General features: G+C 62.9%; 1 protein-coding gene. It reads left to right on the forward strand.

The features are described 5' to 3' along the window. The coding region (locus B3446_RS16640) for a gamma-glutamyltransferase (protein WP_291383475.1) at positions 1–372 on the forward strand (372 nt) is incomplete at both ends.

A 372-nucleotide genomic window follows, 5' to 3' on the forward strand; every position in this document is an offset into this window, starting at 1 on the left:
GTGCCGGGCACCGGCATCAGCATGCAGAACCGCGGCGTGGGCTTCTCGATGGATCCCAAGTCGGCCAACGTGGTCGAAGGCGGCAAGCGCCCGTTCCACACCATCATCCCGGGCTTCCTCACGCGCGGCGGCAAGCCGGTCATGAGCTTCGGTGTCATGGGCGGCGACATGCAGCCCCAGGGCCACATGCAGACCGTCGTCCGCATGATCGACTACCACCAGAACCCGCAGGCCGCGTGCTGCGCACCCCGCTGGAAGGTCAACCGCGACTTCACGCTGGATATCGAGACCAATATGAAGGCGTCTACGATTGCAGGTCTGAAGGATCTGGGCCATGCTCTGAAATCCGTTGACGATCCGTACATGGACTTC

This window comes from Achromobacter sp. UBA5777 (genome assembly GCF_002418565.1).
GTDB classification, from domain to species: Bacteria; Pseudomonadota; Gammaproteobacteria; order Burkholderiales; family Burkholderiaceae_B; genus Achromobacter; species Achromobacter animicus.